25 protein-coding genes and 1 tRNA gene are annotated in these 26,062 nt (G+C 66.2%); 5 read left to right on the top strand and 21 right to left on the bottom strand.

Annotated features, from left to right (window positions below; translation table 11 throughout):
* Positions 1-49 precede the first annotated feature (49 nt).
* The 5 genes from B1C78_RS03385 to B1C78_RS03365 are packed head-to-tail and all read right to left on the bottom strand — an operon-like array spanning position 50 to position 5,738.
* Positions 50-1,054, bottom strand: coding sequence for a 4Fe-4S dicluster domain-containing protein (locus tag B1C78_RS03385; protein ID WP_077277728.1), 1,005 nt, complete (start codon positions 1,052-1,054; stop codon positions 50-52).
* A complete protein-coding gene (locus B1C78_RS03380; RefSeq protein WP_077277727.1) occupies positions 1,054-3,831 on the bottom strand; it encodes a molybdopterin-dependent oxidoreductase in 2,778 nt (925 codons plus the stop codon). Before B1C78_RS03380 ends, B1C78_RS03385 begins: the two co-directional genes overlap by 1 nt.
* Before the next feature lie 4 nt (positions 3,832-3,835).
* Entirely contained in the window at positions 3,836-4,714 is an 879-nt protein-coding gene (locus B1C78_RS03375) for a sulfurtransferase (protein WP_077277726.1), read from the bottom strand.
* Positions 4,711-5,274, bottom strand: coding sequence for a TlpA family protein disulfide reductase (locus B1C78_RS03370; protein ID WP_077277725.1), 564 nt, complete (start codon positions 5,272-5,274; stop codon positions 4,711-4,713). The genes B1C78_RS03375 and B1C78_RS03370 overlap by 4 nt, the downstream gene beginning before the upstream one ends.
* A 2-nt stretch (positions 5,275-5,276) precedes the next feature.
* The gene (locus B1C78_RS03365; RefSeq protein WP_139349786.1) at positions 5,277-5,738 is read right to left on the bottom strand and encodes a hypothetical protein; all 462 of its coding nucleotides are present in this window, start codon (positions 5,736-5,738) and stop codon (positions 5,277-5,279) included.
* A gap of 161 nt (positions 5,739-5,899) precedes the next feature.
* Here B1C78_RS03365 and B1C78_RS03360 point away from each other — a divergent pair, with 161 nt between their 5' ends.
* Positions 5,900-6,250 carry a DsrE/DsrF/TusD sulfur relay family protein gene (locus B1C78_RS03360; protein WP_077277723.1) on the top strand — a complete coding sequence of 117 codons (351 nt, stop codon included), beginning with the start codon at positions 5,900-5,902 and terminating at the stop codon, positions 6,248-6,250.
* A 191-nt stretch (positions 6,251-6,441) separates the two neighbouring features.
* On the opposite strand, the gene B1C78_RS03355 is transcribed toward B1C78_RS03360, so the two are convergent.
* The 5 genes from B1C78_RS03355 to B1C78_RS03335 form a co-directional block, all read right to left on the bottom strand.
* Positions 6,442-6,537: transfer RNA gene (locus B1C78_RS03355), tRNA-Sec, on the bottom strand.
* 17 nt (positions 6,538-6,554) lie between these two features.
* On the bottom strand, positions 6,555-7,577 hold the full coding sequence (gene selD, locus B1C78_RS03350; protein WP_077277722.1) for a selenide, water dikinase SelD: 1,023 nt from the start codon (positions 7,575-7,577) through the stop codon (positions 6,555-6,557).
* Positions 7,574-9,475 (bottom strand): selenocysteine-specific translation elongation factor, encoded by a 1,902-nt coding sequence (gene selB / locus B1C78_RS03345; RefSeq protein WP_077277721.1) that lies wholly within the window; start codon positions 9,473-9,475, stop codon positions 7,574-7,576. Before selB ends, selD begins: the two co-directional genes overlap by 4 nt.
* Positions 9,472-10,866 carry an L-seryl-tRNA(Sec) selenium transferase gene (selA, locus tag B1C78_RS03340; protein ID WP_245795284.1) on the bottom strand — a complete coding sequence of 465 codons (1,395 nt, stop codon included), beginning with the start codon at positions 10,864-10,866 and terminating at the stop codon, positions 9,472-9,474. Before selA ends, selB begins: the two co-directional genes overlap by 4 nt.
* A gap of 51 nt (positions 10,867-10,917) precedes the next feature.
* Positions 10,918-11,280, bottom strand: coding sequence for a hypothetical protein (locus B1C78_RS03335; RefSeq protein ID WP_139349785.1), 363 nt, complete (start codon positions 11,278-11,280; stop codon positions 10,918-10,920).
* A gap of 184 nt (positions 11,281-11,464) precedes the next feature.
* Between B1C78_RS03335 and B1C78_RS03330 the strand changes: the two genes are divergently transcribed.
* Both B1C78_RS03330 and B1C78_RS03325 read left to right on the top strand, forming a co-directional pair.
* A complete protein-coding gene (locus tag B1C78_RS03330) occupies positions 11,465-12,658 on the top strand; it encodes an MFS transporter (protein ID WP_077277719.1) in 1,194 nt (397 codons plus the stop codon).
* Positions 12,659-12,775: 117 nt separating this feature from the next.
* Entirely contained in the window at positions 12,776-13,453 is a 678-nt protein-coding gene (locus B1C78_RS03325; RefSeq protein WP_077277718.1) for an ArsR/SmtB family transcription factor, read from the top strand.
* A gap of 279 nt (positions 13,454-13,732) precedes the next feature.
* On the opposite strand, the gene B1C78_RS03320 is transcribed toward B1C78_RS03325, so the two are convergent.
* The 11 genes from B1C78_RS03320 to B1C78_RS03270 all read right to left on the bottom strand — a co-directional run bounded on the left by B1C78_RS03320 (position 13,733) and on the right by B1C78_RS03270 (position 22,898).
* Positions 13,733-14,737 carry an Ldh family oxidoreductase gene (locus tag B1C78_RS03320; protein WP_077277717.1) on the bottom strand — a complete coding sequence of 335 codons (1,005 nt, stop codon included), beginning with the start codon at positions 14,735-14,737 and terminating at the stop codon, positions 13,733-13,735.
* Positions 14,738-14,917: 180 nt separating this feature from the next.
* The gene (locus B1C78_RS03315; protein ID WP_077277716.1) at positions 14,918-15,844 is read right to left on the bottom strand and encodes a hydroxyacid dehydrogenase; all 927 of its coding nucleotides are present in this window, start codon (positions 15,842-15,844) and stop codon (positions 14,918-14,920) included.
* A gap of 3 nt (positions 15,845-15,847) precedes the next feature.
* Positions 15,848-17,578, bottom strand: coding sequence for an L-aspartate oxidase (locus B1C78_RS03310; RefSeq protein ID WP_077277715.1), 1,731 nt, complete (start codon positions 17,576-17,578; stop codon positions 15,848-15,850).
* A gap of 42 nt (positions 17,579-17,620) precedes the next feature.
* Complete coding sequence (locus B1C78_RS03305; RefSeq protein ID WP_077277714.1) at positions 17,621-18,235, bottom strand: FumA C-terminus/TtdB family hydratase beta subunit; 615 nt, start codon at positions 18,233-18,235, stop codon at positions 17,621-17,623.
* Between the two features lie 19 nt (positions 18,236-18,254).
* Positions 18,255-19,130: a fumarate hydratase gene (locus B1C78_RS03300; protein WP_077277713.1), complete on the bottom strand. Its 876-nt coding sequence runs from the start codon at positions 19,128-19,130 to the stop codon at positions 18,255-18,257.
* Between the two features lie 114 nt (positions 19,131-19,244).
* Positions 19,245-19,976: a sulfite exporter TauE/SafE family protein gene (locus tag B1C78_RS03295; protein ID WP_077277712.1), complete on the bottom strand. Its 732-nt coding sequence runs from the start codon at positions 19,974-19,976 to the stop codon at positions 19,245-19,247.
* Positions 19,966-20,310: a succinate dehydrogenase/fumarate reductase transmembrane subunit gene (locus tag B1C78_RS03290; protein WP_077277711.1), complete on the bottom strand. Its 345-nt coding sequence runs from the start codon at positions 20,308-20,310 to the stop codon at positions 19,966-19,968. Before B1C78_RS03290 ends, B1C78_RS03295 begins: the two co-directional genes overlap by 11 nt.
* On the bottom strand, positions 20,307-20,645 hold the full coding sequence (locus B1C78_RS03285; protein WP_077277710.1) for a succinate dehydrogenase: 339 nt from the start codon (positions 20,643-20,645) through the stop codon (positions 20,307-20,309). The genes B1C78_RS03290 and B1C78_RS03285 overlap by 4 nt, the downstream gene beginning before the upstream one ends.
* Complete coding sequence (locus B1C78_RS03280) at positions 20,642-21,358, bottom strand: succinate dehydrogenase/fumarate reductase iron-sulfur subunit (protein WP_077277709.1); 717 nt, start codon at positions 21,356-21,358, stop codon at positions 20,642-20,644. The genes B1C78_RS03285 and B1C78_RS03280 overlap by 4 nt, the downstream gene beginning before the upstream one ends.
* An 86-nt stretch (positions 21,359-21,444) precedes the next feature.
* A complete protein-coding gene (locus B1C78_RS03275) occupies positions 21,445-22,611 on the bottom strand; it encodes a UxaA family hydrolase (RefSeq protein ID WP_077277708.1) in 1,167 nt (388 codons plus the stop codon).
* A 5-nt stretch (positions 22,612-22,616) separates the two neighbouring features.
* Positions 22,617-22,898, bottom strand: a complete 282-nt coding sequence (locus B1C78_RS03270) for a UxaA family hydrolase (protein ID WP_077277707.1) — start codon at positions 22,896-22,898, stop codon at positions 22,617-22,619.
* A gap of 527 nt (positions 22,899-23,425) precedes the next feature.
* On the opposite strand from B1C78_RS03270, the gene B1C78_RS03265 reads away from it, so the two are divergent.
* Together B1C78_RS03265 and B1C78_RS03260 are read left to right on the top strand one after the other, a co-directional pair.
* The gene (locus B1C78_RS03265; protein ID WP_175628221.1) at positions 23,426-24,385 is read left to right on the top strand and encodes a Bug family tripartite tricarboxylate transporter substrate binding protein; all 960 of its coding nucleotides are present in this window, start codon (positions 23,426-23,428) and stop codon (positions 24,383-24,385) included.
* A 148-nt stretch (positions 24,386-24,533) separates the two neighbouring features.
* Positions 24,534-26,060 carry a tripartite tricarboxylate transporter permease gene (locus tag B1C78_RS03260; protein WP_077277705.1) on the top strand — a complete coding sequence of 509 codons (1,527 nt, stop codon included), beginning with the start codon at positions 24,534-24,536 and terminating at the stop codon, positions 26,058-26,060.
* Positions 26,061-26,062 lie beyond the last annotated feature (2 nt).

The following is a 26,062-nucleotide window of genomic DNA, read 5'->3' as shown; positions in this document are numbered from 1 at the left end:
CCACTGTTGCCGGGTTGAGGCCCGATCTGCGAAAAAAAGTGGCTTCGCCCTACGCATCGCCCTGCCCTCCCTGCTGACCGCCCCGGTCGAGGCGGAACATGTCGCCGTGGCGGTAAGCGATCAGAATGTCCAGCACCTCCGATGCCTCGCCGCGTCCCTTGCGCTCGATCTCCGCCTCCAGGGTGGCGAGCGCGTCGTGCACGCCGGGGCCGAACAGTTCCTCCAGATAGTTCTCCGGCAGTCGTGGTTTGTCGCCGGGACGCCCGTCGGCGTCGAACGCCGGCGGGCTCAACGGCGGAACGTAATAGACGTTGGGCTGGGTGCCGTGCTGCGGCAGCAGCGGCAAGGCCACCTTCCATTCATTCACCAGGCGATGGACGGGCCCCTCGCGGTCGTCCAGGTAGGACACATGGCGGGCGCGGCCCACGCACTGGTAGGCGCAGGCCGGCGGCGTGCCCCGCTCGACACGCGGGTAACAGAAGATGCATTTCTCCGACATGCCGGTGGTGGGGTTGAAATAGATCTTCTTGTAAGGACAGGCGGCCACGCAGTAGCGGTAGCCGCGACAGCGGTCCTGGTCGATGAGCACGATGCCGTCCTCCTCGCGCTTGTAGATGGCCTGGCGCGGGCAGGCGGCAAGGCAGGCAGGCTTGGTGCAGTGGTTGCACAGGCGAGGCAGGTAGAAGAAGTAGCTGTTGGGAAACTCCCCGGCGCCCTGATCTTCCTCCCAGTTGGGGCCCCATTGCATCTCCTGGATGGGGCGCAGGGGTTTTTCCGTGGGCTCGAACAGCGCCTCCTCGTAGTTGAACTCGGCCGGGTAGCCGTAATCCTCGTGCAGGCGCGGCAGGCGCCCGGGGCGAAGCTGCTCGCCCTCCCAGCCCCCGCCGGCATTCTTCCAGTCGCGCGGGTAGCCCTTGCCCGGTTCCGTCTCCACGTGGTTCCAGTACATGAACTCGCGGCCGCCCCGGTCGGTCCACTGGCTCTTGCACGCGAGCGTGCAGGTCTGGCAGCCGATGCACTTGTTGAGGTCGATGACCATGGCGAGCTGTCGCATCACTGAACCCCTCCGTCGCTGCGTTCCACTTCCACCGAGGTCTCGAACGCGATCATGTTGCCGTCCCAGTTGGGGCTGAAGGTGAGATGGCCCCAGTCATCCACGAGCTCCACCAGCGACAGCACGCCGGCCACCGCGTTGTTCAGCCCGAGGCGCTTGCGGAACTGGTAGGGCTCCCAGGCGTGGTCCATGACCACGGCCCCCGGCGGCACGCCGGGCACCAGCTTCACCTTGCAGTGGAACTCGCCCACGTCGTTGAACACCCGCACCGGGTCGTCCTCACCGATGCCCCGCTCTGCTGCCGTGTTCGGATTGAGCCAGATGTAGGGCTCGCCCCGTTGCAGACGCAGAAGCTCCTGGTTGCCGCGCCACTGGGAGTGGATGCCGTGGCGGGTGTGCGGTGTGTAGAAGGCCAGCGGGAAGGACGGTGGGCGCAGCGGCCCCATGGCCGTGGGCACGGTGCACCCCAGCTTGCGGAAAGTGGGATGGTCCACAAAGAACTGCTGGCGCCCCGACTCGGTGCTGTAGGGCTCGCGCAGGTAGACGTTGCGCTCGAAGGAGTAGTAGGGCCGGTTGGCGGCCAGCGGTGAAGTGTAGCCGGCCTGCTCGTTGAGGATGACGAATCCGTGCTTTGCCCCGTCCTCCGGTGTCCACGGCGCGATGGCCGGGACGTTTTCCATGATCCAGCGCACCACGGCCTCGTCGTCGGGGAGTGTGCCGCCCAGGGTGAAGTCCTCCTCCAGGCGCGCCAGATCGCGGATTACCGGGGCGGCCATGTCGCCTTCCTGCTCCAGGAAGTCCGGGTCGGCGATCTGCTCGATGCCACGCTGTTTCGCGGCCCGGGCGATGGCCCGGGCGAGACCCAGACAGATCTCCCATTCCGAGCGTGTCTCACCGACAGGGGCCAGTCCTTTCGGCGGCACGGTGATGTTGCAGTAGCGGTGATAACCCAGCTCACCGCGGATGTCCCAGCTCTCGTAGTGGCTCTTGGCCGGCAGCACGTAGTCGGCCCACAGGGCGGTGGAGTCCATGCGGTGGTTGATGTTCACGAAGATGTCCAGCCCGGAGAGCATGGTCTCGCGGTAATGACTCTCGTCCTTGTTGCGCCGGAACATGTTGTCGGCAAAGAGCAGCAGCGCGCTGGGGCGGCCGAAATAGGACGTACCGAGCGCCTTTTTCTCCTCCACGTGCCGGCGCACGTCGTCGCTGTCATACCCGGCGGTCTTGCGCAGGTGCTCATCCGGGTAATGGCGGCGCATGCTTTTTTCCATGTCGCCGTTGAGCCACTCGGTAAAGAACCCTGAACCGAAGCGCGCCGGTTTCGGGTTGGACAGATCGCCCAGGCCCCCGAGGCTCCAGTTGTTCTCGGTGTCCAGGCCGCCCCGGTCCCCGGCATGTCCGGTGAGCGCGCAGGCGAGTGCCGCCGCCCAGCAGGTCATGGTGCCCGAGACGTATTTGTGCATGGCGAAGCCGATGTTGATGATGGCGCGCTCGGCGCCTGCCAGGTCGGCCGCCATGCGCTCCACGAGCTCCGGGTGCACACCGGTTATCTCCCGGGTCTCTTCCGGGGGGTACCTGGCCGCCTCGGCGCGCACCCGCTCCAGCACCGTGGTCACCTCGATGGTTTCGCCGTCGCGCCCCTGCACCTCGAAGGTGCCGCCAAGCGCCGGACGGATGTCGCCCAGGCGCAGGGTCTCGCGGTGGTGGCCGGCGGTGCCGGGCATGGGCACGGCGCGATCGGCGGCCTCGTCCCAGGCATAGAAGACGTTGTCGCGCCCGCGCGGGCGCAGGTCCCGGTGGCGCAGCAGTTCGCCCGTGTCAGTGCGCACCAAAAACGGCAGGTCCGTCTGCTCACGCACGAAGGCCTCGTCGATGTGGTTGTCGCGCAGCAGCACGTGCAGCAGCGACATGGCCAGATACGCATCCGTGCCTGGGCGCACCGGCACCCAGTCAGTGGCGCTGCGCGCGCTGGGATTGTAGTCCGGGGTGATGGTGTAGATGCGCGCCCCGTTGTAGCGCGCCTCGGTCAGGTAGTGGGCGTCCGGGATGCGGGTGACGATCGGGTTCATGGCCCAGAGGAAGATGGTCTTTGCCTCGAACCAGGCGTCCAGAGAATGGCCGATGTTGGTCACGCCGTAGGCGAGGGATGCACCGGTGAACATGTCGCCCACGGCGCTGGCCGGATACATGCGCTGGGCACCGAGCAATGCCCCCAGGCGCAGCGGACCCGCGCGCCGGCCCTGGGAGAGGATGCCGGTGCCGGTGTAGACCATCAGCGCCTCCAGACCCTTCTCGTCCAGCGTCTCGACGACCTTCTCCGCGATCTCCTCGAAGGCCTGCTCCCAGGTGATGCGCTGCCACTGCCCTTTGCCCCGCTCGCCGCCGCGCTTGAGGGGATAGAGCAACCGGTCGCCCTGGTACATCTCCTTGGAATGGATGATCCCCTTGTTGCAGCCGCGCGGGTTGGCGTCGGGGATACGCGGATGGATCTGCGGATAACCGGCCACCTGCTCCTCGCGGGTCACCACGCCGTCCCGGGCGTAGACCTTCCAGGCGCAGTTGCCCTGGCAGTTGGAGCAGTGGAAGGCGAAACCCTGTGCGTCGCCCAGGGTGCCAAGCAGCTCCTCGCGGTAGAGGGCCTCCCAGGCGCGGTCGCCCCGGGCAGCCGCGGCGGCGGCCTGCGCCGGGTTGTTCACGGCCAGCGCCGTCAGCGGCCCGCCGAACATGAGCGCCAGCCCGCAATAGCCGGTGCCCTTGAGAAATTCACGCCGGTCCATGGGATCACCTCGCCACGGGCAGGCGCGGATCGGCCGCCCACTCGTTCCAGGAACCGGGATAGACGATCACGTTCTCGAAACCGAGGCGCGTGAGTGCCGCCAGCAGGAAGGTGGAGCGTCCGAGCCCGGGGTTGCAGTAGGTGACAATGGTCTGATCGGGACTCAGTCCGGCGCGCTCCAGCGCCCGGCGCAGGATCTCGTCGTCGGCGAAGGTCTCCGGCTCGCCGGCCAGCCGGGTCCACGGCAGGCTCACCGCCCCGGGAATGTGGCCCGCGCGGCGCGCGCCGCCGGTCTCCTTGCCGGCGAACTCGGCGATGGAGCGCGTGTCCACCAGCACGGCCTCGCCCCGGTCCAGCAGCTCGCGCAGCCGGTCGGTGGTCAGCTCCCACTCCTTGCGCTCCCGGTCGGGCAGGATGTAGCGCATCTGCTCCACTGCGCGTGCCTGCTGGGTGACCGGATGACCTTGTGCAAGCCACTTGCGGAAACCGCCATCGAGAATGCGCACGTCCTGGTGGCCGATGTAGCGCAGGATGTACCACACGGCGGAGGCTGCGCGTCCGTCGCCACCGTCGTAGACCACCACGGGCGTGTCCACAGCGATGCCGGCTTCACCAAGCCGGTTGGCGGCCAGCTGCGGGAAGATGGGACGCCCGGTCTCGGCATTCTCCTCGGCGTCCTCCAGTTCCATGTGGGGCAGGTTGACCGCGCCGGGAATGTGGGCGCGGGCGAATCGGTCGGGAATCTCGGCATCGATCAGGACCAGCTCCGGCTGCGCCGCCTGGCGCGCCAGCAGGTCCTCAATGGAGATGAGGATCTCGTCGGCCTGGGCGGCGCCCGCACACAGCAGCAGCGCACCGGCCAACAGGACATAAAGGCGCTTCATGGTCTCTCCTCCTCCAGGGTGTCCATGAGGTGCTCGATCAGGCGCCGCACGGGCTCATCGCTCCAGTGAAAGGCGCCGGCCTGGCCGGCCAGCATGCGCCCCCGGCCGTCGAGCACGTAATTGACGGGCACACCGGCCGCGCGATAGCGCTCGGCCACCCTCCCGGCATCGTCGAACAACACCGGAAAGGCGACGTCTTCGGGCAACACGCGCGCCGCATCGCGGGGATCGTCGCGCACCGCCACCATCACCACGGTGAAGCGTTCGCCGCCGTAGTCGTTCTGCAGCTCGATCAGCGACGGCAGCTCACCGCGGCACACGGAGCACCAGCTCGCCCAGAAGGCCAGCAGCACCACCCGGCAGCGGTACTCGGCGATGCCCGCGGTGCCGCCTTTAAGGGTGGGAAGACGGAATTCGGGGGCACGCATGGGGACCGGATAAGCGCGCAGACCGGCGGCCTCGGCCAGGTCGGCGGCACCTCCGCTGGCCTGGGCGGGTGCCGCGGCGAGACAGAGCCACAGCACGGCACCCGCGATCAACGAATGCCGCAAGGCCGCCACGTTCAGTCTCCGCGAATTGCCGCCTTGAGCTTCTCGAAGGGGTCACTCAGCCGGATCAGGAGTCCCTCTTCCTCCTGCAGCGGCACGCCTTCCAGTTCGAGGATGTCGGCCAGTTCGGTGTAATGGACCATGCCGTTGCCGGCACCGCCGTCCACGGTGACGAGTTCGCTGCCGTAATAGACGGCCGGGGCCCGCGCACCGGGTCCGGCGGCGGTCACCGGGATCACTATGATGGGCAGCTTGTAAATGTTGGAGAGTTCCGCGGCCACCTGGATGTTGTTGTTGCAGCGCAAGGCCGGGGGATCACGGCTGATGAGCGTCAGCACCTTGTGGCCGTTGATCTCCGTGGGGCCGGGTGGACCCGCCAGGGCAACACTGCTCCATAAGCCGGTAGAAACCAGCAGGGCGAGCAGCACCAGCCAGGCCATGGGGGTAAACATCGGGGAATGCAGCTTCGTTGTCATTGTCCGTTCCTCCTCGGGTGGTTGTTCGGATACCATCCGTGTGAATAATCATATGATCCTTTGAATATCTGTCAAGTTCTGCTATGTATGGAGGAGAGGGGTTAAACGACTTTTCCGATCAATAGTTGATCTGTGACAACTAACCTTCAGGAGAACCCCATATGGACACACTCTTCATCCTCAACGACGGCCCTTACGGCACAGAGCGCAGCTTCAACGCCCTGCGCATTGCGGGTGCTCTGGCAAAACGGGGCAACGGCACGGTGCGGATATTCCTGATGGGCGATGCGGCCCCTTGCGCCAAGCGCGGCCAAAAGGTGCCGCAGGGCTACTACAACATCGAGCACATGCTGTCGATCGTCACGCGCCGCGGCCATGCGGTGGCGGTATGCGGCACGTGCATGGATGCCCGCGGCATCACCGACGAGGAACTGGCCGAGGGGACACGTCGCGGCACGCTGGATGAACTGGCCGAGTGGACGGAGACCGCGGATCAGGTGTTGGTTTTCTGAGCGCGTCAGGCGTCAGGCGTGAAGAGCGAGGCCCCGGATTGTGTTTCGTTTCATCCGGGTGCGCCGCGAGACAAGCCGACTGCAAGAAAGCCGCCCCAAGGCAGACGGTTCGCGCGGCGTGTGGTACCACCGCTCGTAGCGCCGGGCCGCGTTCAGCCCATCGGGTTCTGCCTTCATGGGGTCTCAGGATATGGCGGAGAGGGCAGGAGTCGAACCTGCCAGGGACGGTTTCACCGCCCCCCATCGGGTTTGAAGCCCGTGAATACCACCGGGTACCATCCTCTCCTCGATTCTATTGCGCCGGCTACACGACCTCGACCAGGCTGTCCCCGTGTGCCGGCAGCACCTCGCCGATGACTGCGGCCTGCGCCTGCCCCCTCGCCGCGAGCTCTTCCACGATGGCCCGCGCGCCATGTTCGTTCACCGCGATGAGCAGCCCCCCGGAGGTCTGCGGGTCGGTCAGCAGCCGCCGCCAGGGCGCCGTGACGGCCGCCCCGAACGCGACGCCACCGGGGGGCCGGACGACCGGCGCGTCGGCGCAAAGGGCCGCCACGCCCGGGAGCAGCGGCACGGTCCGGTGGTCGATACGCAGCCGGCACCGCGAGGCGAACGCCATCTCCCGCGCGTGTCCAATGAGACCGAAACCCGTCACATCGGTGCAGGCGCGGGCATCTTGGGCGATCATCAGTTCCGCCGCCTCGCGGTTGAGCCGGGTCATGCTCCCCACGGCGGCCTGGATCAGGGCCTCGTCGGCGCACTCGCGGCGGATCGCATCCACCACCACGCCCGTGCCGATCGGCTTGGTAAGCACCAGACGGTCTCCCGGGCGGGCGCCGCCGTTACGCACCACCCGTTCCGGGTGGATCAGCCCGGTCACGGCCAGGCCGTACTTGACCTCCTCGTCGTACACCGAGTGGCCGCCCACGAGCGCCACGCCCGCCGAATCGAGCACCTCCAGCGCGCCGCGCAGTATGGCGTGCAGCACCTCGTCGGCGAGCCCGCTGCGGGGAAAGCCCACCAGGTTCATGGCCGTGATCGGCCTGCCGCCCATGGCGTAGACGTCGGACAGCGCGTTGGCGGCGGCAATGCGCCCGAAGGTCCGGGGATCGTCCACCGGCGGCGGCATGAAATCCGCCGTGTTCACCACGGCGAGATCCGCGCCGATGCGGTACACGCCCGCGTCGTCGCCGGTCTCGGTGCCGACGATCAGGTCGGGGTCGGGCCTGCTCGGCAAGCCGCGCAGCAGCGCATCGAGGCGGCCGGCGTCGAGCTTGCCGGCGCAGCCGCCGCAGCGCGCCCAGCGGGTCAGACGCGGCGGCGTATTCATGCGCTGGCCTCCGACCGCGCGGCGCTGCGCAGCGACCCGTGGCGGCGGGTGACGCCGCAACGGTCGAAATGCTCGAGCACCTTGAGCGCGAACTCCCGCCCGACGCCGGCAGCATCGCGAAAGCGCGCCAGCGTGAAACCGTCCCCCTCCTTCGCCAGTTCCGGAACCAGGCGGCGCCAGGTGTCCACGTCGCGCCGTGTTGCGTAGATGTCCTGATCGAGCCGGACCACCTCGCCCGCGTATTCCAGTTCACCGAGAAAGTCTTCCAGTATCGGTTTCGGCATGGACAGAGCCTGCGCCAGATCCCCCAGTCGCGGCGGCGTGCCGCGCCGGGCGTCCAGCAGACGGCCGATCTCGGCCGCCCGGCGCTGCTCGGCGGGGGAGAACTGCTGGCGGTGACCCGGTGTGCGCAGGCCGTCCCCGGCGCGCACGAGTTCCCCGCGCTCGACCAGGCGATCGACGATGCGGCGAAAGACGCGCCGGTCGATCCGCTCCGGGCAGAGGTGGTAGAGGGTTGCCTCGGAGAGGGCCGAGCGGCGCGGGTTTTCCGCGAGCCACCGGCCCACGATCGCCGCCAGTTCCCGGGCCAGGGACTCCACCGCGCCGCGCGGCGCGATCCACGCCCGTACCCCCTCCCCGTGGCGCAACAGGTCCGCCCGGTTCTCCAGTTGCCGCGCCACGCCGTCGGTGGGCCGGGCGAGCTGCTCGGCCAGTTCGTCCAACCGCCATCCGGCGGGGCCGCGTGCCTCCAACCAGCAACCCAGCGCCTCCTCGGCGTCGAACCGGGCCAGGCGGTCGAGCCGTGCCAGCCGGAGGGCGTCGCGCACCTTCCGGCGGCTCGCGAAGGGGTCGAGCACCACGCCACCCGCCACCGTGGTGCCGCCACCATCGCGCAGGATGAAACGGTCGCGGTAGAGCAGCGCGACGGGCTGTTCGAGACGCAACTGGGCCACCGCCGTCTGCCCCGGCCGGGGCGGGGTTCGCAGCCAGAGGGACCGGGCGGCCACCCGCGCCGTGCCGGTGTGCAGGTGCAGCCTGCGGCTGGCCGCCGGGGCCTCTCGTGCATGCCGCGAGAGAGTAACCAAGGCATCGACGGTGCGCGTGGCACGCCGCAGCCCGGGATCGGACAGCACGCAGCCGCGCTCCAGTTCTGCAGGCTCGATGCGCGCCAGATTCACGGCACAGCGTTCACCGGCGCCGGCGCAGCGCGTCGCCCGGTTGTGCTGCTGGATGCCGCGCACGCGCACGATCTTTCCCCCGGGCAGCAGGCGCAGTTCATGGCCCTCGCACACCTCCCCGCCAACTACCGTGCCGGTGGCCACGGTACCGATGCCCGGCAGGCTGAAGGCGCGATCCACCGGCATGCGGAACCATGCATCACACTCGCGGCCGCCGGCCTGGGCGCACGCCCGGGCCAGGTGTTCGCGCAGCGCATCGAGACCGCTGCCGGTACGTGCGGATACCGGCACCACCGGCGCAGCGGCGAGCGCGGTGTCCGCAAGCAGGGCGCGCAGATCGGCGGCGATGCGGCGCAGCCGTTCTTCATCCACCAGATCGGCCTTGTTGAGCGCCACCACGCCCCGGCGGATGTCGAGCAAGTGGACGATATCCAGATGTTCGATGGTCTGGGGCATGATCCCGTCGTCGGCCGCCACCACCAGCAGCACTACGTCGATGCCGGTGGCGCCGGCCACCATGTTGCGCACGAAACGCTCGTGGCCGGGCACATCCACCAGCGCCACCGGCCCGAATCCCGGCAGATCACCATGAGCAAAGCCCAGGTCAATGGTCATGCCCCGGCGCTTCTCCTCCTCCCAGCGGTCGGGATCGATGCCGGTGAGCCGTTCCACCAGGGCGCTCTTGCCGTGGTCGATATGGCCGGCGGTACCGATGATCATCGCGTCACTCCGCGCAGGGCGGCGATCAGGGCGGCCGGTTCGAGCAGTGCGCGCATGTCGAGCAGCACCCGGCCTTTGTGCACCCGGCCGATGACCGGCGGCGTCAGCCGTCGCAGTGCATGGGCCAGCGCGCCTGCGTCGGCGTCCCGGGGCGTCAGGGCCACCAGCGCGGTCGGAAGCCCGGCGCACGGCTGGGCGCCGCTGCCCACCTGGGATTCACCGGTGACGATCTCCACTCGCGCCACGTCACCGGCCCACTCCGCGATGAAGGGCATCATGCGCCGGGCGATCCGCTCCACCGTCTCGCGGCTGCGCCCCAGTATCCGGTAGGCAGGCAAGGCGGCGGAGAGCGAGCGCGGATCCAGATAGGCGCGCAGGGTGGCCTCCAGCGCCGCCAGGCGCAGCTTGTCGCAGCGCAGGGCCCGGCGCACCGGGTTGCGCCGGATGGCCTGCAGATGATCGCGGCTGCCCACGATCAGCCCGGCCTGGGGACCGCCCAGCAGCTTGTCGCCGCTGAAGGTCACCACGTCCGCCCCGGCCCGTACCGTCTCCTGCACCGTGGGTTCGCCCGGCAGGCCGTAGCACGCGAGATCCACCAGCGCACCGCTGCCCAGATCGGCCACCACCGGCACACCGCGGCGGCGACCCAGTTCCACGAGTTGTTCCAGCGGCACTTCCCGTGTGAAACCCTCGATGCGGTAGTTGCTGGTATGCACCTTGAGCAGCACGCTGCCGCCGGCGTCCAGGGCGTTTTCGTAATCGCGCAGATGGGTGCGGTTGGTGGTCCCCACCTCCATCAGGCGGCAGCCGCTGGCGGTGATGATGTCGGGCATGCGGAAGCTGTCGCCGATCTCCACCAATTCGCCCCGGGAGATCACCACGCCGCGGCCCGGCGCCAGCGTGTTCAGGGTCAGCCACAGGGCGGCGGCGTTGTTGTTGACCACGGTGGCCGCCGGAGCCCCGCTCAGGCGGGTCAGCAGGCGGGACACGAGATTGTCGCGGTCACCGCGCCGCCCCGTATCGAGATCGTATTCCAGATTGGTGGTGGCCGCGGCGGTCGCCACGGCCGCCTTCGCCTCGCGCGAGAGGGGCGAACGGCCCAGGTTGGTGTGCAGCAGGGTGCCCGTGAGATTGATGACCTTGCGCAGGGCCGGTTGGCGAAATGCCGAGAGCCGGCCGGCCACCTCCGCGGCCACCGCGGCGGCGTCGGGCGGCGGCGTGCCGTTTGCCAGGAGCACGCCCCGGTGGCGGGCCAGCGCCGCCCGAATCTCCGCCACCACCACCTGATGGTCGGTGTGTTCCAGAAGGCGAATAACGGCCCGTTGCCCCAGGACCTCGTAAACCGCGGGCAGCGCCGCCGCGCCGTCCCGTGTCATGGATTCGGCCATCATCGCCTTTCCCTTGTGGAGTCGGGGCCCCCGCCGGGGGCCGTGGACTCAGAGTCAACCCTTGAAGAAGGTCCTGTCGGGACTGTCCTCCAGGCGGTCCAGCCGCACCGACTGGATCACACCGTCCTCGCGCTCGCCGGTGATGCGCACGAGCATGGTGTAGCTCTCGTCGATGTCCACGTCACGGATGCCGGTGCCTTCGCCGTAACGGAACGGTACCGCGTCGCCGTCCTCCAGCAGCAGCACCGGCTGGTCGACGTAACGAAGCGGACAATCGGCAATACGCAGTTCCCCCGCGCAGGGTCCGCCAACGATCCAGCCTTCCCACGTGGGCATTGTGTCGTCCGCGCCGGCGATCCCGCCCGTCCACAGCGACAGCGCGAGCACGACGCCCGTCATCCACACTGATGTCTTCATCGCCATTGTGTCCCTCCGGGGCCGGTTCCCGGCCAGTACATCAAACCTCGTTTCAATTACTAATATGATCGCTTGAGTTTGTCAACACGATGTCAGCGGTTTCCGCCATCTTTGCCAGCTACCCATTGACAATTATTCTAATATCCGTTTGAGTCTATTCCATTAACACTCATCCGGGTGCCTGATGAAACGTACATTGCTCGGCCACGAGAAGTTCAACGTCCTGCTGCTTGCCATCGGCCAGGCGCTTTTCCTCACCACGGCCGTCACGGTGATGACGCTGAGCGGATTGGTGGGCCAGCGCCTGACACCCTCCCCTGAACTGGCCACGCTCCCCGTTTCGGCGATGATGCTCGGCACACTGCTCTCCACGCTGCCTGCGTCGCTACTCATGAAACGCATCGGTCGCCGGGCGGGCTTTCTTGTCGGGACGCTGGCGGGAGCGGCCGGGGGCGCACTGAGCGTCGTGGCGATCACGCAGTCCGCCTTCTGGCTGTTCGTTCTGGCCAGCCTGCTGCTTGGCATCTATCAGGCATTTGCCATGTATTACCGCTTCGCCGCGGCGGACGCGGCCAGCGACGCCTTCCGCAGCCGGGCGATCTCGCTGGTGCTGGCCGGAGGGGTGATCTCCGCCTTTCTGGGTCCCTGGAATGCGGGACTGTCCGGGGCGCTCATCCCCACGGTTCCGGACCTGGGGCCTTACGTGGTGATCACCGTGCTCGCGCTTCTGGCTTTCGGCCTGCTCACGCTGCTGCGCATCCCCGGCGAGCAGGCGGCCCTGGCCCAGGAGCAGCGCCCGATCGGCGAGATCGCGCAACAGCCGGCCTTTGCCGTCGCGGTGCTGGCCGCGGCCGTGGGTTACGCGGTGATGATCATGCTGATGACCGCGACGCCCCTGGCCATGCAGTCGGCGGGTTTTTCCCGTGGGGAGGCTGCGTTCGTGATGCAGTGGCATGTGCTTGGCATGTTCGTGCCGTCGTTCTTCACCGGCAGTCTGATCGCCCGGTTCTCCGTCGAGCGCGTCCTGCTCGCCGGGGCCCTGATCCTGTTCACTTCGATTGCCGTGGCGGTGAGCGGGGAGACGATGCCCCATTTCCTGATTGCCCTGATCCTGTTGGGGGTGGGCTGGAACTTCCTGTTCATCGGCGGCAGCACCCTGCTGACCACCACCCATCACATGTCGGAACGCGGCAAGGTGCAGGGTGTCAACGACCTGCTGGTGTTCGGCTCGGTGGCAACGGCCTCATTTCTCGCCGGCGCACTGCTCCACACCATCGGCTGGGCCGCACTCAACCTGACCGCCCTGCCCTTTGTCCTCGCCACAGCCCTGGCCAGCCTCTGGCTGCTGCACAGACGGAACCGCGAAGTGCCCGCCTGACCCTGCCGCCTCAGATGACCTTACCGCGTGCCGGGAAACAGGTTCCGATCCGTGGATTCTCTTATAATGAAATGAGAATCATCGCCGTCAACGGCCCTGTGACCCGGAGTATTTGCCATGAAACGGAACAATGCCTCACCCAAGCGGCTCCTTCTTGAACAGTTCGCACGCGTCGCGAAGGCACTGGCCAGCCCGCAGCGTCTGGACCTGATCGAGGCGCTGGCCCAGGGCGAGCGCAGTGTCGATGAACTGGCGCGGGCCACGGGCATGCCCATGGCCAACGCCTCCCATCATCTGCAGGTGCTGCGAGACGGCGGACTGGTGCACTCGCGCCGCGAAGGTGTGCAGGTGTTTTACCGCCTGAGCGACGAGGAACGCATTCTGCGTATCGCGTCGGACATCCAGCACGTGGCGGAGGAACAGCTCGCAGAGGTGGAGCGTATCGTGCGCGAGGCCTTTGACAGCCGCGATTCGCTCACGCCGGTGAGCCAGCGCGAACTGCTCAAGCGCGCGCGTGCCGGTGAGGTCACAGTGATCGACGTGCGACCCCCGGAGGAGTTCAGGGCCGGCCATATCAAGGGGGCTGTCAATGTCCCGGTCAGCGAACTCGGCAAACGGCTCGCCGAGCTGCCGCGTGATCGCGAGATCGTCGCCTACTGCCGCGGCCCGTACTGCATGCTGGCCTTCGAGGCGGTGGAGAAACTGCGCCGCGAGGGCTATCAGGCACGGCGTCTGGAGGACGGTTACCCCCAGTGGCGTGCCGCCCGTCACCCGGTCGAAAAGAAGTCCGCCTGATGCCGGCAGCGGAGCTCCGGCAGAAAGACTTAAAACAGATTTCTCTCGCAAAGCGTGCCAAGTACGCCAAGAAAATCTGGAAATATCACGTAGGTTGGGGTGAGGAACGAACCCCAACATGCAGTGGCGATCCGGGGCAACGGCGTTGGGGTTCGCGCTGCTCACCCCAACCTACGAAATCTCAGGAATTTCCTGGCGTACTTGGCGCGCTTTGCGAGAGAAAGGCCTTGCCTTGAAAGAAAACCCTCGTGTCCTACTTGCGGCGCCAGTGAGTCGCTTTTAGCCCTGTGCCAAAGTCCGGATCTTCTCCAGCAGATTATCGGGAACGTCCACGCCCTGCTCCCGCGCCCCGGCTTCGAGCTTGAAGCGCCGTGCTCCGGGCAGCCGGACGCCCTCGTCTTCCAGCATCTTCATGATCAGGGTCTCGACGCGATCCAGATAGACCGCGCGACCCGCGAGTGCCTCGGGGTCGATGATCAGAAAGGCCTGTCCGATGCGGGGCCGGTTGCCTTCGTCACTGAAGAAGGAATCGGCCTCGAAGCCATAGGCGGCGCCCGTGAGGGCGCAGCACATGAGTTCCACCACCAGCGCCAGCATGGCTCCCTTCACGCCGCCCGCCGGCGCCATGCTGCCCTTCAGGCCCACGTTTGCGTCCGTGGTCGGGTTGCCCTGCGCATCCAGGGCCCAACCTTCGGGAATGGATTCGCCCTTCTGCGCCGCCACCATGATCTTGCCCCGCGCAACCTGTGACAGTGACAGATCCACCATGAGCGGTTCTCCATCCTTGCGGGGGAACACGGCGGCGATGGGGTTGGTGCCGAACAAGGGCGTCTGTCCGCCCCACGGGGCAATCGCCGCAGGCGAGTTGCCGAAGGCCAGGGCCACCATGCCCGCCTCGGCGGCAGGGCGCAGGTGCAGCGCCGCGGCGCCGAAATGGTTGCTGTTGGTGACCCCCACGAAGGCCACGCCGTGTTCCCTGGCGCGGCGTATGCCCTCTTCCACCGCCAGTGCACAGGCCGGATAGGCCATGCCGCAGGCCGCGTCCACCAGACAGGCGCCGCCGCGCTCGTGCACCACTTTTGGTTCGGCCTTGCCGTCGGTGCGCCCGTTCTTCAGGTGCGCGCAGTACAGGGGTGTGCGGGACACGCCGTGGGAGGCAAGCCCCTGGGCGTCGGCATCCACCAGCGCACGGGCCGCGCTGGCGGCCATGGCGGGGTTTGCACCGCACTTCTCAAAGGCACGGGTGACCAGAGAGGTCAGTTCTTGCAGGGCGATCTGTGTCATGGTGTTCCTCGACGTGTCTTAGAATTCTTAAGCCACAGAGGTCACAGAGGTCACAGAGAAATACGAGGTGGAATCTTAGACGACCCTAGATCCAATGCCTGTCTCTGTGACCTCTGTGACCTCTGTGACCTCTGTGGCAAATGTCTTTTGCAGCAGGCTATGTGCGCCAATGGGAGCGGGTCAGCCCAGGGCTTCGGCCACCCGCTCGGCGATGAGGCGGCTGACCCGCGTGTTGGATTCCTCTGTGACACCGGCGATATGCGGTGTCAGGACCAGATTGCGGATGTCGGCCAGCGGACTGCCGGCCGCCAGCGGTTCATCGTTGAAGACGTCCAGGGCTGCACCGGCCAGATGACCCTCCTTCAGCGCACTTGCCAGGGCCACTTCGTCCACGATGCCACCGCGCGCGGAGTTGATCAGCACAGAGCCCTTGCGCATGGCGGCGATGCGCTTCGCATCAAAGAGATTGCGCGTCTCGTCGGTGAGCGGGATGTGCAGGGAGATCACGTCGGATTCCGCCAGCAGGCCGTCCATATCCACCAGACGCGTGTCGGTCTCCTTCAGGGCCGGGGCGTCGGGCTTGAGATAGGGATCGTAGGCCACGGTGTGCATGCCGAGGCCGCGGGCCAGACGCGCCGTCAGCTGACCGATGCCGCCGAAACCGGCAAGGCCCAGCGTCTTGCCGGACAGTTCGCGTCCCTTTGACAGCGCGGGTCGCGGCCATTCGCCTGCGGCGACCTGGTCGCTGGAGAGATAGGCTCCGCGCAACAGCATCATGGCCGTGCAGATGACGTATTCCGCCACCGCCAGGGCATTGGCGCCCGTCGCGGGAATGACCTGCACACCACGCCCCTTGCAGGCCTCCTGATCAATGTTGTCCAGGCCGACGCCGAGGCGTCCCACCACCTTGAGCGCGGGCGCCTTGCCCAGCAGGTCGGGACGCACCTGAGTGCGATTGCGCACGATCAGCGCCTCGCAGTCCGCGAGCAGCGGTGCAAGCTTGTCGGGTTCGTCCACCAGCTTGGGGTCATAGTGCGTCTCGTGACGCCCGGACAGCCACTGGACTGCCTCGGTGTCCATGAATTCGGTGATGACAATACGGGGCATGACTCAGGTTCCTGTGGATTGTTCGTCGTCGAGCAGCGACTGGCCCGGCGCGACGCGGGTGAAGCGTACGGGTTCGGTGTCCATCACGAACTGGTTGTCCCGATATCGGATGCGCGTGAACTCCGAGCCGGCCAGTTCGCCGGTGTCGGTGAAGTCCTCGCGGTAGTGGGCGCCGCGGGAGTCCTCGCGCCGGAAGGCGGCCGTGGCGATGGCCCGGCTGACCATGATCAGGTTGCGCAGATTCATCCAGTCGTGCCAGCTGACGTTGTAGGCGCGGGAACCGGAACCGACGCCCAGATCCTCCAGCCGGGTGGCCAGGTCATCCAGTTCCCCCAGCGCGCGCCGCAGGTCCACCTCGTTGCGCATGATCCCGACACGGTCCCACATGACCGAAAAGAGTTCCTCGCGCAGCGGGCTCAGGTCGGACATGGGACGCCCCAGCGGCCTCATGCACTCCTCGACCACCTGATCGATGACACGGTGGTCCGGATCACGATAGGTACCCTGCACGGGCACCCAGTCGGCCATGGCGTCACCCGCCACGCCGCCGAACACGGTGGAGTTGGCCACGCCGTTGCCGCCGAGTCGGTTCGCGCCGTGCACACCGCCGGTATCCTCGCCGGCGGCGAACAGACCCGGCATGGCGGTGCTGCAATCCGGGTTGAACATCACGCCGCCCATCATGTAATGCGCGGTGGGCACCACTTCCACGAGGCCGCCCGCCAGGTCGAAGCCGCAGTCGGCACAGCGTTCCACCATGCCCTTGAAGCGCACGCGCACGTCGTCCGGACCCAGGTGGCTCATGCGGATGTGCACGCCGCCGTTGGGCGTGGTGCGCCCGGCACGCATCTCGCTGTAGATGCCGCGCGAGACGATGTCGCGGGTGGCACGCTCGCCGCGCGGATCGTAGTTCGTCATGAAGCGCTCGCCGTTACCGTTGAGCAGGTGTCCGCCGGCCCCGCGCAGCCCCTCTTCCAGCACGGTGCCGGTCATGCGCGTGTGATCGCCTGCCAGCAGACCCGTGGGATGGAACTGCACCATCTCCATGTCGCGCAGGGCGAGGCCCGCACGCAGGGCCATGGCCATGCCGTCGCAGCTCTTGTCGCCGCTCGGGGTGTGATACTTGTACATGGTAGGGCCGCCGCCGGTGGCCAGCAGCACCGCCCGTGCCTGCACGAATCGGAACTCGCCGTCGCGCATGTCGATCATCAGCACACCGGCGACGCCGGAGCCGTCGTTGGCGGGCACGATGGCCACTGCCCTGTGCTCTTCCATGCGCTGCACGTCCCGGGCCCAGACCTGCTCCGCCAGCCGGTTGATGATCTCGATGCCGGTGAGATCGCCCTTGTGCACCGTGCGATCGAAGGTCTGGCCGGCGAAGGCCTTCTGGTGCAGGGAACCGTCAGGATTGCGGTCGAAGAAGCAACCCAGCTCGTTCTCCAGCTCATGCACCCGTTCGACGGCGGTGGTGACAAGCTTCCAGGCCAGATCCTGGTCGGGCAGCCACTTGCCGCCCTCGATGGTATCCATGAAATGGCGTTCGATGGAGTCACCCGGCGCCAGGGCCACGTTGTAGCCGCCCTGCACCATGCGCGTGCAGCCGCACTTGCCGAGCAGGCCCTTCACGGCCACCGTGACCGTCAGGTCCGGTGCGGCGCGCTTGGCATGCAGCGCGGCGAACAGCCCGGCCCCACCTGAGCCCAGGATCAGAATATCGGTCTTGACGGTGTCCATGACGGCCCTTCCCGCGGATGCGATTGAGTGAACGAGGTGCGCCTACTTGGCGGCCACGCCCAGCGCGGCGAGCACGTCCGAGCGCCGCCTGGCGCCTTCCTCGCGCACGTGGCTGTAGAGGCTGTCGCCGTGACTGTCCATGGCCACCAGCAGCGGACCGAATCCCTTGATGCGGAATTTCCAGAGTGACTCCGGGTTGAGGTCGTCCAGGTCCACGTCCTCGATGGCTTCCACCCAGGTGGTCTCCAGGGCCGCAGTGCCGCCCACGATGGCCAGATACACGCCACCCAGGTCCTGGAAGGCCTTGAGGGAATCGTCCAGCAGGCCGCCCTTGCCGATGATCATGCGCACGCCGTACTGCTCCATGAGCGGACGCGAGAAACGCTCCATGCGCGCACTGGTGGTTGTGCCGATGCATACGGGGGCGTAGCCCGCCGGGTATTCGTCGCTCTTCTCCACCTTGCGCACGTTGGGTGCGGTATGGATCACCGCATGACCGTTCAGATCGAAGCGCGTAGTACGCCCGCGATCGAACATGTGGATCTGGGTGGCGTCACGGATGCCGAACAACGTGCCGTTGAGCGTGACCGTGTCATTGACCCGCCAGCTCCGAACGGTTTCCTCGGTGACGGGAGTGGTGATGTCATGATGTGCCATGTGTGTTCTCCCCTCTCGATCAGAAGCCGTAGCTGACACCGTCAGCCGTGATCTGTGCCGAGGCGCGCCGCGCCGAGTGACATTGCATGTTCACGGCCACCGGATTCATGGTGATGTGCGTTGCGGCCAGTTCCACGTGTACGGCAAAGGCCGTGGCATCGCCGCCCAGACCCTGGGCACCGACGCCCAGCTTGTTGACCACGGCGGAGAGTTCCTCTTCCAGCTTGCGCCCTTCCGGATCCTCGCAATGGGAACCCAGCGGCCGCGTGGCGGCCATCTTGGCCATGTGCACGCACAGTTCCGAGGTGCCGCCTACGCCCACGCCGACGATGGTGGGCGGACAGGTCTTGCCGCCCGCCTCCAGCACGCAATCCACGACAAAGGTCTTGACCGCGTCGATGCCCTCGGCGGGTATGGCCATGCGCAGCCAGGAGTTGTTCTCCGAACCGCTGCCCTTGGGAATCATCTCCAGGCGGAACTCGTCGGGCTGATCGCTGAAATCAAAATGAATCACCGGCACGCGGATGCCTGTCGAAGTGTGCTCGTTCTTGCGCGTGATGGGATGCACCACGGAGGAACGCAGCGGATGCTCTTTCGTCGCCCGCTCGCAGCCCTTGCGAATGGCCTCCTTCAGGGTCGCGCCGTCGAAGTCCACGTTGCGCCCGATGGTGACGTTGTAAATGGGCACCCCCGTGTCCTGGCACAGCAGATTGTTGGTGTCCTCGGCCACGGCGATGTTGCGGATCATGGTGCCGAGCACGGCCTTGCCCGTCTCGGAGCTTTCGCGTTCGCTCAGCTGGTCGAAACCCGCCTTGATATCGGGGGGAAGCACCTTCAGGGCCCTGATGTAGAGCTCCCGTGCAGCGTCCTCCACAATGTTCGGATCAATGTTCATGACTGTCACTCCATCTGTATCCGGGGCCGTGCCGGGCAATCGGCCCTTCGGTGAGTTCGCCCCGGAGCGATGTGAGTCCGCTCCGGGATTCCGGGAGGCGCCCGATGTCCTGTCTCAGATGAGCAGAAGGACACCCGAGACAATGAAAAGGCCCAGCATCAGGCGCCGGAATCCGGCCTCGCTGGTCCGGTGAAACAGCTGCAGGCCGATATAGCCGCCGGCGGCCACGAAAGGCACACACCACAGGATGTCGTGCAGTGTCTGCCTGCCGAGCGTGCCCGTGCCGCCAAGCCACGCCAGGGTGTAGAGGTGTACCAGCAGCACGTAGGGCTGGAACACGCCCCGCTGCTCCCGCGGGGTCCAGCCGCGAATCCCGCACCAGAGTGTGGGAAAGATTCCGTTCAGGCTGGTGGAACCGCCCATGAATCCGCCCAGGGCGCCGACGCCGGTGTCCATCGTGCGACCGGCCCGGGGCGACAGCGGCAGCACCGGCATGGTCGCCCGGGTGACCATGTACAGACTGTAGACGATGAGCAGTGCACCGACTGTCTGACGGATCACGCCGGGTTCGACATGTCTCAGGGCCGCCACACCCAGGGGCACGCCCACCACCGCACCGACAAGAAACGGCTTGAGGCGCTTCATGTCCACCGAAGACCACAGCCGCCAGATCAGTGCCATGTTCAGCAGGATCGAGCACAGAATGACCAGCGGCACGGCACGGGCCGGAGAGATGGCGTGCAGCCAGATCGCCATGCCCACGAGCCCGAAGGCGAAACCGGAGGCACCGGCTGCCAGGGATGCGGCAAACGCGCCAAAGACCAGTACCCCGATCTCAAACCACATAGGCGAAGACCACACCGGCGATCACCGTCAGGCCGGCGGCCACTGCCAACAGGTCCTTCTGCCAGCCCCGCCAGGCAAGGAATTCCAGGGCCATCAGTCGCAGGCCGCCGGTCAGGTGTGCGGCCAGCAGGATCACGAGTCCCGCCTCGGCCACCTTCACCAGGGGACGATCGGCCCAGGCGAAAAAATCGTCCATCCGGGCGGCGTCGTTCAGGGCCATGCCCAACACCCAGAAATGAAACGGCAGGAACAGGGTGAGCACGATGCCCGAGATGCGGTGCACCAGGAAGGCCCACCAGGCCGGGTGATTGCGGGCGCGCCAGTCGGTCTTCATGCGAACACCGCCCATACGGCGCGCAGACCCCAGAGACCCAGGGCGGCCGCAAGCACCACCAGCAGGATATCAAGCCAGGTGCCCCGCCATCCGAGCCACTCCTCAATGATGGTGCGAAGCCCGATGGGCGCATGCACCACCACGGCGGCGACGAACACAACGTAGAAGACGAACCACGCCCAGTTGCCCTGGGTGCGCTCCAGGATCTCGGCTGCCGACAGTCCTCCGCGCATGGCCACCATGATGGTGATCAGGTGTACGAATACGCAGACACCAAGCACCATGGCGCTGATGCGTTGTGCCGCCCAGAGCCGCACTTCCGTGCGCGTGTTCACAGGTCGCCCCGCAGCGCGGCCTTCATGGCGGCGCGCTTGAGGCCGGCAATGCCGGCCGTGGGCGAAATGTGTTTCGGACAGCGTTCGGTACAGCTCAGGTGCGTGTGGCACGCATGGCAGCCGGCATCGCCGGCCACCGCGCGCAGGCGCTCGGCCTGCGCGCCGTCTCGTTCGTCGTTGACGAGGGTCCAGGCCCGGTTGAGTGCCGCCGGTCCCAGGTAGTCGGGGCGCCATTGCACCACATCGCAGGACGCGTAGCACACACCGCAGCCGATGCACTCAATGCCGGCATCGGCGTTGATGCGCTGCGCAGAGTCCGGTCGGATCCGTGCAAACGGATCCTTGCGGGTTGCGGTGGGGTGAAACTGGCCGCGTGCCCTCGCCCACTTGTCAAAGAACGCCGACATGTCGGTCACCAGGTCGCGGACCACGGGCAGGTGCGCCAGTGGCGCCAGCTCCAGGTTGCCGTCCGCGGCCACCTTGGCGACGTGGGTGCGGCAGGTCCAGCGGGCCTTGCCGTTGACCGTCATGGCACAAGAACCGCACATGCCGACACGGCACGCGAAACGATAAGCCAGCGTGGGATCCAGTTGGCGCTGTATGTGGCTCACCACGTCAAGCACCGTCTGGCTTTCGAGGCGCGGCACCTCAAACGTCTGGAACCCGCCCTGCTCGTCCCCTCGCCAGACCCGCACCGTGAGGAAATCCGACATGGGTGTTCTACTCCGGATGGATTGGAAAACGGCCCTGCACGGGCAACCGGCCCGGCCGAACGCGGCCGGGCCGGTTTCCGTCGGGATTACGCGCTGCGATACAGGCGCGTCAGCACAAACTCGCGATGACCCAGGGCCTCGGCAGCGGTCATGCGGCCGTTGGCCGTGCTGATCATGCACTCGAGGAGCTTCTGGCCCGCGTCTTCCATGTTCATTTCCTTCTGCAGGATGCCGCTCACGTCCACATCGACATGCTCACCCATGGTGCGCACGGTACGCGGATTCGCGGTGATCTTGATCACCGGAAGGATCGGGTTTCCGATCACGTTGCCCTGGCCCGTGGGGAAGAAATGCACCACATAGCCGGCGGCGGCACACAGGGTGACCATCTCCGCAGCGGCGGACGAGGAGTCCATGAAGTACAGGCCCTTGCCACCGGTCGGCTCCTCGGCTGGTTCCAGCACGCCGTCCACCTTGCACTTCTTGCCGATCTTCTGGATGTTGCCCAGCGCCTTCTCCTCGATGGTGGTCAGGCCGCCTTCGATGTTGCCCTTGGTGGGCTGGGAATCGGAGAGATCGTTGGTCTTGTTCTCGTTGATGAAGTCGTTGTAGGCGCTCCAGGTCTCCATGAAGTGCTTGGCAACCTGCTCATTGACGCACCGGTCACGCACCAGGTGCTCACCGCCGGTCAGCTCGGAGGTCTCACCGAACACCAGGGTGTTGCCGTTCTCATAGAGGCGGTCGAACGCGGCACCCACGCAGGGGTTCGCACCCAGGCCGGAGGTGGTGTCGGACTCACCGCACTTGGTGGACACCCACAGCTCGCTGATGGGGCAAGGCTCCTTCTGAAGCTCGCTGGCCCACTGCACGAATTCCTTCGCCTTGCGCGAAGCGGCGGCGATGGTGTTGATGTCCCCGTTCTGCTCGATATGAAAACCGGCCACGGGCTTGCCCGTCTCGGCAATCCCGTCGACCACCTTCCTGGTCCAGTTCGGCTCGATGCCAATGACGATGACGGCGGCGACGTTGGGGTTGCGGCCGGTGCCGATCAGCGTCCGGAAATGGAGTTCCAGGTCCTTGCCGAACTGCAGGCGCCCATAGGGATGGGGCAACGCCATGCAGCCCTTGATGTTGTTGGCCACCGCCTCGGAGGCGGCGTTGGACAGATCGTCCAGGGGAAGGATGATCACGTGGTTGCGAACGCCCACGCGGCCGTTCTCACGGCGATAACCGAGAATAGTCTGATCAAGCATGGCTGTTACCACCGTTTCGTCTTGAGGTTGTGAACATGCACGTGCTCGCCGGCCTTGGCCGGCTGCACCATGCGCCCGATGTCAGTGTTGTACTTCATGACGGTGTCGCCCTCGTTGAGATCACGGATGGCGAACTTGTGTCCGATGGGGATGTCGTTCAGGAGCTTGACCTTGAGTTCCTTGTCCTGGTCCATGATCCAGCCAGTGACTTCCTGGCCGGCCTCGACCCCTTCGACCACCACGACTCCCACGGAGTCATGCTGGTCGTGCACGATGAAGTGAATCATGTTTCCTCCGGTACCTTAGCGTTGTACAGCTGGAACCCTTCCGCACGAAAACCTGCCTTTGGGACCCCGCGGCGACGAGGGCCAGTACCGGTTCGGCGGCGGCACTCGAAATAGCCTAGTACGTCCCTGAGAAAAATTCAACTAGATGACCTAGCTGAGTAATGTGACCTTCCCCGCAGATTGTACCCGCGGCCCCATTCAGGAACTGTTCAGCGATGCACGGAAATCATCCCCGGGCGGTCTACACTCTTAAGGCCGATGGGGAATCCGACACCTGCCAGCCAGGTCCCACTGGTTGACAAAACAACCATATCAACTATATGACCTAGACTTGTTAGATGACTCGTGCTAGGTTCCTGAGACCCGATTTGGCGGGGAGGAAGACTCCTTTGGGAGTACCGAGGATGGATCCAGTGAACGCGGCGCGGCAACCGCCGGGAGTCCCTCCCGGCCCCGCTCCGCAGCAAAACAGCCAATCGTCACGACCGGTTGGCATCTCTTCTTAAAGAAGGTATTGGAGGATGATCATGTTCAAGCTACTGAAACGATCCGCCCTGGTCGGCGCCTGCCTGGCGGGTGCACTGGGCATGGCGGCGGGTCCCGCCGCGGCCTCGTTCCCCGAGCGCACCGTGACCTACGTAAACCCCTTCAGCCCGGGGGGTGAATGCGACATCGTGCAGCGCATGCAGCAGGAACCCCTCAGGAGCGAACTGGGTGTCGATGTAGTCATTGAGTACCGTGAGGGCGGCGGCGGCGCCGTAGGCTGGACCCATGTGAGCCGTCAGCGCGCAGACGGGTACACGTTCGCCTGCTTCAGCATCCCGCATATCATCGCCCAGCCGATGACCCGCAATCCCGGTTATCAGACCGACGACCTGAAGGTCATCTACACCTACCACTCCACCCCCCAGGTCCTGGTGGTGCGCAATGACAGCCCCTTCCAGACCCTCGAGGACTTCATCAATGCCGCCAAGGAAAACCCCGGTTCCATCACCGTGGGTGGTACCGGTACCGCCAGCGGCAACCACCTGGGTGCCGTACGCCTGATGCGGGCCGCCGACATCCGCCTTACCTGGATCCCCTTCCCCGGCTCCGGTCCGACCATTCCGGCGCTGCAGGGTGGCCACGTGGGTGCGCTGATGACCAACTCCACCATGTACGTGCAGAACAAGGACCGGTTCCGGGCACTGGCAGTGTCCACCGAGGAGCGCGTCGACTTCCTGCCGGACGTGCCCACCTTCAAGGAACTGGGCTATGACGTGGTGGAAGCCATCTATCGCGGCGCCCTGGGTCCGGCAGGCATGCCTGACGAAGCCGTTAACCGCATCGCCGAGGCGCTGGACAAGGTCAACCGTGCCCAGGCCGAGCGCAAGCAGGAAATGGGCTTCCAGATGCACTACTACGGCCCGGAGGAAAGCGCCGCACTGGTAGAGCGCCTGAAGGTGGAATACCGCGAGCTGCTCGATGAACTGGGGATGCTTCGGTAATCCTCTGTCCAAGCTTGTGAAAACCGGCCGCTGCATGAAGTCCAATGGCTTCGTGCAGCGGTTTTTTGGACGTGTGTCCATCACGTTCGAAAACTCGATCCCTGTGCGTAGCGATACTTTCCCATCCTGATCCAAGAGGCGAGCCGACGTGTTCGAATCCGTTATATCCGGTCTGATGGCCGTACTTGGCTGGGAAGCCTTGCTGCTGGTCCTGATAGGCACGGTGGTCGGGCTGTTTGTCGGCTCGGTCCCGGGGCTCACGGCCACCATGGCACTGGCCCTGCTGGTTCCGTTCACCTTTACCATGGATCCGCTCAGTGCCATGGTGCTGCTGGGCGCGGTCTACGTGGCTTCCATGTATGGCGGCGCGTTCACCGCCATCCTGATCAATACGCCGGGGACGCCGGGTGCCATTGCCACCAGCCTCGACGGTTATCCCATGGCGCAACAGGGCAAGGCCGAGCTTGCCATCCTCACCGCCACCGTCGCATCGGTGGTGGGCGGCGTCATCAGTGTCATTTTCGTCCTGCTGCTGGCCGCCCCGCTGACCGAGATCGCCATCCGCTTCGGCCCGGCAGAATACTTCTGGGTTGCCGTGCTCGGGCTGAGCCTGATCGGCGCCCTGTCCACCGGCTCCCTGGTCAAGGGACTCATGGGCGGCGCCATCGGCATGCTGATCGGCACTGTCGGCGTCTCCCCGCTGGGCGGCGAATCACGGTTCCTGTTCGGCACCTCCGAACTGCAGGGCGGCGTCAACCTGATCGTGGCCCTGATCGGCATCTTCGCCGTGCCGGAACTCATCCGCCTGTCGGCCACGGCCATGCGCACCGTGAGCATCGATTACTCCAAGGGCGGTGAAAAGCTGTCTCACGTGTTCTGGATCACGTGCGGCAGGCCCTTCAACGTCATACGGTCATCAGTCATCGGCCTGATCGTGGGCATCATCCCCGGTGCCGGCAACAACGTGGCGGGGCTGGTGGCCTATAACGAGGCCAAGCGCGCCGACAGGGACCCCGCCAGCTTTGGCAAGGGCAACGCCCAGGGCGTGGTCGCCTCGGAGTCCAGCAACAACGCCGCCGTCGCCGGCAGCGTGGTGCCCCTGCTGACGCTGGGCGTGCCGGGCTCACCGCCCGCGGCGGTCATGCTGGGCGCCCTGATGCTGCATGGCATACGTCCCGGCACTGCCCTCTTCGTCGAGACCGGCACCCTGGCCTACGGCTTCATCTTTTCACTTGGCCTGGCTGCGCTGGCGCTGCTGATCGTCGGTGTCATCGGCGGCCGTATCATCTGCCGTGCCGTCTGTACCGTACCCCTGGGGTTCCTGGTGCCCACCATCGCGTTCATGACCATCCTGGGCGCCTACTCCATGCGCAACAGCCTGGTGGATGTGTTCATCATGGTCGGGCTGGGTATCTTCGCCTACGTGGTGCGCTATTTCGGTATCCATGCGGCGCCCATCGCGCTGGGCCTCATTCTTGGGCCCATCGCCGAGGACGGATTCGGCATGGCCATGCTCCAGGGAACGGCACGTTTCGGACCGGATCAGGCGGCGCTGGCCCTGTTCGTCAACCCGCTGTCCTGGATGCTCATCGCCCTGACAGTGCTGACACTCGTCTGGCCCGCCATTCAGAACCGCCGGGGCCGCAAGCGCATGACGTCCGGCTCAGTGGAGTGATC

This window comes from Thioalkalivibrio denitrificans (assembly GCF_002000365.1).
Lineage (GTDB): Bacteria > Pseudomonadota > Gammaproteobacteria > Ectothiorhodospirales > Ectothiorhodospiraceae > Thioalkalivibrio_A > Thioalkalivibrio_A denitrificans.
Note: the sequence above shows the minus strand (reverse complement) of the source record. Positions and strands in the feature narration are given on the sequence as shown.

Coding starts and splice junctions, on each gene's coding strand:
- B1C78_RS03385 (WP_077277728.1), bottom strand. CDS start 1,054: ATGCGACAGCTCGCCATGGTCATCGACCTCAACAAGTGCATCGGCTGC.
- B1C78_RS03380 (WP_077277727.1), bottom strand. CDS start 3,831: ATGGACCGGCGTGAATTTCTCAAGGGCACCGGCTATTGCGGGCTGGCG.
- B1C78_RS03375 (WP_077277726.1), bottom strand. CDS start 4,714: ATGAAGCGCCTTTATGTCCTGTTGGCCGGTGCGCTGCTGCTGTGTGCG.
- B1C78_RS03365 (WP_139349786.1), bottom strand. CDS start 5,738: ATGACAACGAAGCTGCATTCCCCGATGTTTACCCCCATGGCCTGGCTG.
- B1C78_RS03360 (WP_077277723.1), top strand. CDS start 5,900: ATGGACACACTCTTCATCCTCAACGACGGCCCTTACGGCACAGAGCGC.
- selD (WP_077277722.1), bottom strand. CDS start 7,577: ATGAATACGCCGCCGCGTCTGACCCGCTGGGCGCGCTGCGGCGGCTGC.
- selB (WP_077277721.1), bottom strand. CDS start 9,475: ATGATCATCGGTACCGCCGGCCATATCGACCACGGCAAGAGCGCCCTG.
- selA (WP_245795284.1), bottom strand. CDS start 10,866: ATGATGGCCGAATCCATGACACGGGACGGCGCGGCGGCGCTGCCCGCG.
- B1C78_RS03335 (WP_139349785.1), bottom strand. CDS start 11,280: ATGAAGACATCAGTGTGGATGACGGGCGTCGTGCTCGCGCTGTCGCTG.
- B1C78_RS03330 (WP_077277719.1), top strand. CDS start 11,465: ATGAAACGTACATTGCTCGGCCACGAGAAGTTCAACGTCCTGCTGCTT.
- B1C78_RS03325 (WP_077277718.1), top strand. CDS start 12,776: ATGAAACGGAACAATGCCTCACCCAAGCGGCTCCTTCTTGAACAGTTC.
- B1C78_RS03320 (WP_077277717.1), bottom strand. CDS start 14,737: ATGACACAGATCGCCCTGCAAGAACTGACCTCTCTGGTCACCCGTGCC.
- B1C78_RS03315 (WP_077277716.1), bottom strand. CDS start 15,844: ATGCCCCGTATTGTCATCACCGAATTCATGGACACCGAGGCAGTCCAG.
- B1C78_RS03310 (WP_077277715.1), bottom strand. CDS start 17,578: ATGGACACCGTCAAGACCGATATTCTGATCCTGGGCTCAGGTGGGGCC.
- B1C78_RS03305 (WP_077277714.1), bottom strand. CDS start 18,235: ATGGCACATCATGACATCACCACTCCCGTCACCGAGGAAACCGTTCGG.
- B1C78_RS03300 (WP_077277713.1), bottom strand. CDS start 19,130: ATGAACATTGATCCGAACATTGTGGAGGACGCTGCACGGGAGCTCTAC.
- B1C78_RS03295 (WP_077277712.1), bottom strand. CDS start 19,976: ATGTGGTTTGAGATCGGGGTACTGGTCTTTGGCGCGTTTGCCGCATCC.
- B1C78_RS03290 (WP_077277711.1), bottom strand. CDS start 20,310: ATGAAGACCGACTGGCGCGCCCGCAATCACCCGGCCTGGTGGGCCTTC.
- B1C78_RS03280 (WP_077277709.1), bottom strand. CDS start 21,358: ATGTCGGATTTCCTCACGGTGCGGGTCTGGCGAGGGGACGAGCAGGGC.
- B1C78_RS03275 (WP_077277708.1), bottom strand. CDS start 22,611: ATGCTTGATCAGACTATTCTCGGTTATCGCCGTGAGAACGGCCGCGTG.
- B1C78_RS03270 (WP_077277707.1), bottom strand. CDS start 22,898: ATGATTCACTTCATCGTGCACGACCAGCATGACTCCGTGGGAGTCGTG.
- B1C78_RS03265 (WP_175628221.1), top strand. CDS start 23,426: ATGTTCAAGCTACTGAAACGATCCGCCCTGGTCGGCGCCTGCCTGGCG.